Annotated in this window: 1 protein-coding gene; it reads left to right on the top strand. The window is 29.4% G+C overall.

Features of this window, described 5'->3' with window-relative positions:
- The first annotated feature begins 173 nt into the window (after positions 1-173).
- Positions 174-677 (top strand): helix-turn-helix domain-containing protein, encoded by a 504-nt coding sequence (locus C200_RS13305; RefSeq protein WP_080728342.1) that lies wholly within the window; start codon positions 174-176, stop codon positions 675-677.
- Positions 678-768: the final 91 nt, after the last annotated feature.

The following is a 768-nucleotide window of genomic DNA, read 5'->3' as shown; positions in this document are numbered from 1 at the left end:
TGAAATTCCTGAATCTAAATCCAGTTTATTATGAAATACTTAAAAGAGGACTATACACAACTAGAGAATATAATTCAACATTAAACAGTTGAACTCTTTAGTTCAACTTTGTTGATTTAACAATTACATATATGTAAAATACTTCGACGCTAAACAAATAAGAAATAAATAAGATGAACTATGACACAATAAGGTCACGGATAAGAGCAAAAATGTTAAGTCAGGGACTAACAGTCAGTAAGCTTGCTAGAAAAATTGACGTATCACACACTACTGTAAATAGGCATTTAGCATCCTCAAAAATAAGCTTAGATTACTTATCTAAATACTCCAATGCCTTAGATTGCACAGAAAACTGGTTAAGATATGGCATCGAACGCACTGAGATATTTGATGAAAAAAAATTAGAAAAAGCTGTGTCTTTTATAAAAAAGACATCAATCGATAGCCATTCACTAGAACTAACAATAAAAGCTCTGGTTAATATCAACACTAACTTCCCTACAAAGCTAGATGAAAAAGAATTAGTTACATTTTGCATATCTCTATATTATGAACTATCACAACTAGAAAGAAAAAAACAGAAAGAAAAACAATACAATAAAAGACTTACTAATCAACTAGAGTGTATTGTCAATTCTGTTCAAAAAGATATTAAGGAAATAAAAGAGTGGTGACAAATTTAAAACCTATTAATAACTCACCTTACGCACAGGTCATAAACATTTTAATCGCCTAAGCTCTATCAAAAGCTTTGATTAGTAATTT

This window comes from Piscirickettsia salmonis LF-89 = ATCC VR-1361 (assembly GCF_000297215.2).
GTDB classification, from domain to species: domain Bacteria; phylum Pseudomonadota; class Gammaproteobacteria; order Piscirickettsiales; family Piscirickettsiaceae; genus Piscirickettsia; species Piscirickettsia salmonis.
Note: the sequence above shows the minus strand (reverse complement) of the source record. Positions and strands in the feature narration are given on the sequence as shown.

Coding starts and splice junctions, on each gene's coding strand:
- C200_RS13305 (WP_080728342.1), top strand. CDS start 174: ATGAACTATGACACAATAAGGTCACGGATAAGAGCAAAAATGTTAAGT.